This is a genomic window from Actinomyces sp. HMSC075B09 (assembly GCF_001812395.1).
Lineage (GTDB): Bacteria > Actinomycetota > Actinomycetes > Actinomycetales > Actinomycetaceae > Gleimia > Gleimia europaea.
The window spans coordinates 1-4,784 of the sequence record NZ_KV808736.1 but is presented as its reverse complement, the minus strand read 5'-3'; the positions used below and the strand labels follow the sequence as shown (position 1 = coordinate 4,784).

Annotated in this window: 2 rRNA genes; both read right to left on the bottom strand. The window is 53.5% G+C overall.

Features of this window, described 5'->3' with window-relative positions:
* Positions 1–3,120 (bottom strand): 23S ribosomal RNA (locus HMPREF2854_RS05940).
* A 346-nt stretch (positions 3,121–3,466) separates the two neighbouring features.
* A 16S ribosomal RNA gene (locus HMPREF2854_RS05935) occupies positions 3,467–4,784 on the bottom strand; the annotation flags it as partial.

The window sequence follows — 4,784 nt, the reverse complement described above, 5'->3', positions numbered from 1 at the left end:
TTTTAGTTGTTGACTATTAGTACCAGTAAGCTAAACACGTTACCATGCTTACACGCCTGGCCTATCAACCCAATCATCTATTGGGAGTCTCTCCCCCCAAGAGGGGGATGGAAACCTTGTCTTGAAGCAGGCTTCCCGCTTAGATGCTTTCAGCGGTTATCCTTCCCAAGCGTAGCTAACCAGCCATGCACCTGGCGGTACAACTGGCACACCAGAGGCTTGTCCGTCCCGGTCCTCTCGTACTAGGGACAGGCCTTCTCAAGTTTCCTACGCGCGCAGCGGATAGGGACCGAACTGTCTCACGACGTTCTAAACCCAGCTCGCGTACCGCTTTAATGGGCGAACAGCCCAACCCTTGGGACCGACTCCAGCCCCAGGATGCGACGAGCCGACATCGAGGTGCCAAACCATGCCGTCGATATGGACTCTTGGGCAAGATCAGCCTGTTATCCCCGGGGTACCTTTTATCCGTTGAGCGACCGCGTTTCCACGAACCACGGCCGGATCACTAGTTCCTGCTTTCGCACCTGCTCCACCCGTCAGTGTCACAGTCAAGCCTTCTTCTACACTTACACTCAACACCTGATTACCAACCAGGCTGAGAAGACCTTTGAGCGCCTCCGTTACCATTTAGGAGGCAACCGCCCCAGTTAAACTACCCACCAGGCACTGTCCCCAATCCGGATCACGGACCAAGGTTAGATAACCGTTTATATCAGAGTGGTATTTCAACAACGACTCCACCACCACTAGCGTAGCGGCTTCACAGTCTCCCACCTATCCTACACAAACACAACCGGCTACCAATACCAAGCTATAGTAAAGGTCCCGGGGTCTTTCCGTCCTGCTGCGCGAAACGAGCATCTTTACTCGTAATGCAATTTCACCGAGTTCATGGTCGAGACAGCGAAGAAGTCGTTACGCCATTCGTGCAGGTCGGAACTTACCCGACAAGGAATTTCGCTACCTTAGGATGGTTATAGTTACCACCGCCGTTTACTGGGGCTTAACTTCAAACCTTCACCCCAACAGGGGTTGAGCCTTCCGCTTAACCTTCCAGCACCGGGCAGGCGTCAGTGCGTATACATCGCCTTACAGCTTCGCACACACCTATGTTTTTAGTAAACAGTCGCTTCTTCCAAATCACTGCGACCACACCCAAACAAAAACCAGAAAAACAGTACTTGTCCGGGCCTGGTCCCCCTTATCCCGAAGTTACGGGGGCATTTTGCCGAGTTCCTTAACCATGATTCACTCGCACGCCTTAGTATACTCTACCTAACTACCTGAGTCGGTTTAGGGTACGGGCGGTTATTTCTCTAACGTCGAGGCTTTTCTAGACAGCACAGGCACACCAATAACCACCACTATAAGTGGCAGTCCCATCAGCCCTCACCCTTATCATCAAAGACAGCACACCGGATTTACCTAGCATGCGGGCCACAACCTTAGACTGGCACAACCACCGGCCAGCATCAGCTACCCTACTGCGTCACCCCTGTTAACACGCTTGCCTACCCAAGAAGGGACCCCAAGACCACTAGGCGATAAAACCCGAAGGAATCACCACCATCACGGCGTTGGTTAGCACAACTTTGTCAGCACTGGACAAGAAAAAACCGGTACCAGAATATCAACTGGTCATCCATCGACTACGCCTGTCGGCCTCGCCTTAGGACCCGACTAACCCAGGGCGGATAAACCTTGCCCTGGAACCCTTAGTCAATCGGCGCGTGGGATTCTCACCCACCACTCGCTACTCATGCCTGCATTCTCACTCCCAACCAGTCCACAAACCCTCACAGGCCTGCTTCACCCCAGTCAGGACGCTCCCCTACCCAAAAAACAAAAATAGTCTTTTGCCACGGTTTCGGCGGTGTGCTTAAGCCCCGCTACATTGTCGGCGCGGAATCACTTGACCAGTGAGCTATTACGCACTCTTTCAAGGATGGCTGCTTCTAAGCCAACCTCCTGGTTGTCTATGCAACTCCACATCCTTTCCCACTCAGCACACCCTTAGGGGCCTTAACCGATGATCTGGGCTGTTTCCCTCTCGACTACGAAGCTTATCCCCCGCAGTCTCACTGCCCTGCAATTATCAATGGCATTCGGAGTTTAGCTGACGTCAGTAACCAAAACGGCCCATCAACCAACCAGTAGCTCTACCACCACAACAACACACGCAGAACGCTGCACCTAAATGCATTTCGGGGAGAACCAGCTATCACGGAGTTTGATTAGCCTTTCACCCCTACCCACAACTCATCCCCCCAGTTTTCAACCTAGGTGGGTACGGTCCTCCACGACCTTTTACAATCGCTTCAACCTGGCCATGGGTAGATCACCCCGCTTCGGGTCTAGAACACGCGACTGGGCGCCCAATTAAGACTCGCTTTCGCTACGACTACCCCACAAAGGGTTAACCTCGCCACGCATCACTAACTCGCAGGCTCATTTTTCAATAGGCACGCCATCACCACAACCCCAAAAAAGAGGCCGACCGGCTCTGACGGCTTAAAAGCGCTTGGTTTCAGGCACTATTTCACTCCCCTCCCGGGGTACTTTTCACCATTCCCTCACGGTACTATACGCTATCGGTCACCTAGAAGTATTCAGGCTTACCCAGTGGTCTGGGCAGATTCACAGCAGATTCCACGAGCCCGCTGCTACTTGGGAACACACTCAGGCAGAGTTGCATGAACCACCTACACGACTATCACGCCCTACGGTCAGCCATCCCAAACTGTTCAGCTCCACACAACCATTTATAACTACCCCCACCCCCGGCAGAGAATGGAAAAACACGCCCCAACAACCCCACATGCGCAACAGCTGCCGCCTTGACACGCACACAGTTTAGCCATCATCCGCTTTCGCTCGCCACTACTCACAGAATATCTCTTCCTGCAGGTACTAAGATGTTTCACTTCCCCACGTTCCCCCCACCACCCTATACATTCAAGCAGTGGTAACAGGCCACAAAACCTGTCAGGTTACCCCATTCGGAAACCCCCGGATCAACGCTCGCTCGCCAACTCCCCAGGGAATATCGCAGGCCACAACGTCCTTCATCAGCTCTAGGCACCAAGGCATCCACCAAACGCCCACAAAAACTAAAAAACCCAACAAAACAAACAAAAAAGATGCTCGCAACCACTATACAAATCACCAACAACCCAACCACAACCACCAAACCACCACACACCAGCCAACAGCCAATGCAAACAACAATGGAATAGTGGAAGGGCCAGACCAACAGTGTTAGCCATAAACCCGACAGCATGCCCCCAAACCAAACCACACAAAACCAGTACAGCCAGCCCGGAGTAAATCTTGCCTCATCCCTTAAACAACGCCTTGTTCTTGTAAAAACAATCCAAAAAACCTAAGGAACAAACCCAGAGGCAGCACCACCAAAACAGTGGAAACAACTACCAACCAAGCCTGCTAAAAAGAAAATCCTTAGAAAGGAGGTGATCCAGCCGCACCTTCCGGTACGGCTACCTTGTTACGACTTCGTCCCAATCGCCAATCCCACCTTCGACCACTCCCCCCACAAACGCGGTTAGGCCACGGGCTTCGGGTGTTACCAACTTTCGTGACGTGACGGGCGGTGTGTACAAGACCCGAGAACGTATTCACCGCAGCGTTGCTGATCTGCGATTACTAGCGACTCCACCTTCACGTAGTCGAGTTGCAGACTACGATCCGAACTGAGAACAGCTTTAAGGGATTAGCTCCACCTCACAGTATCGCAACCCTCTGTACCATCCATTGTAGCATGCGTGAAGCCCAAGACATAAGGGGCATGATGATTTGACGTCATCCCCACCTTCCTCCGAGTTAACCCCGGCAGTCTCTCGAGAGTCCCCAACCAAATGCTGGCAACACGAGACAAGGGTTGCGCTCGTTGCGGGACTTAACCCAACATCTCACGACACGAGCTGACGACAACCATGCACCACCTGCACACCAGCCAAAAAGGCCAGCATATCTCTACACTGTACCGGTGCATGTCAAGCCTTGGTAAGGTTCTTCGCGTTGCATCGAATTAATCCGCATGCTCCGCCGCTTGTGCGGGTCCCCGTCAATTCCTTTGAGTTTTAGCCTTGCGGCCGTACTCCCCAGGCGGGACACTTAATGCGTTAGCTACGGCGCAGAAACCACACGGCCCCCACACCTAGTGCCCAACGTTTACAGCATGGACTACCAGGGTATCTAATCCTGTTCGCTCCCCACGCTTTCGCTCCTCAGTGTCAGTAACGGCCCAGAGACCCGCCTTCGCCACCGGTGTTCCTCCTGATATCTGCGCATTCCACCGCTACACCAGGAATTCCAGTCTCCCCTACCGCACTCAAGCCTGCCCGTACCCACCGCAAGCCCATGGTTAAGCCACAGGATTTCACGACAGACGCGACAAACCACCTACAAGCCCTTTACGCCCAATAAATCCGGACAACGCTAGTACCCTACGTATTACCGCGGCTGCTGGCACGTAGTTAGCCGGTACTTCTTTACCAGTTCAAATCAACCACACCCAAAGCATGGCCTTTCAACCCAGCGAAAGAGGTTTACAACCCGAAGGCCTTCATCCCTCACGCGGCGTCGCTGCATCAGGCTTGCGCCCATTGTGCAAAATCCCCCACTGCTGCCTCCCGTAGGAGTCTGGGCCGTATCTCAGTCCCAGTGTGACCGCCCACCCTCTCAGGCCGGCTACCCGTCACCGCCTTGGTAGGCCATCACCCCACCAACAAGCTGATAGGCCGCGAGCCCATCCCCCACCA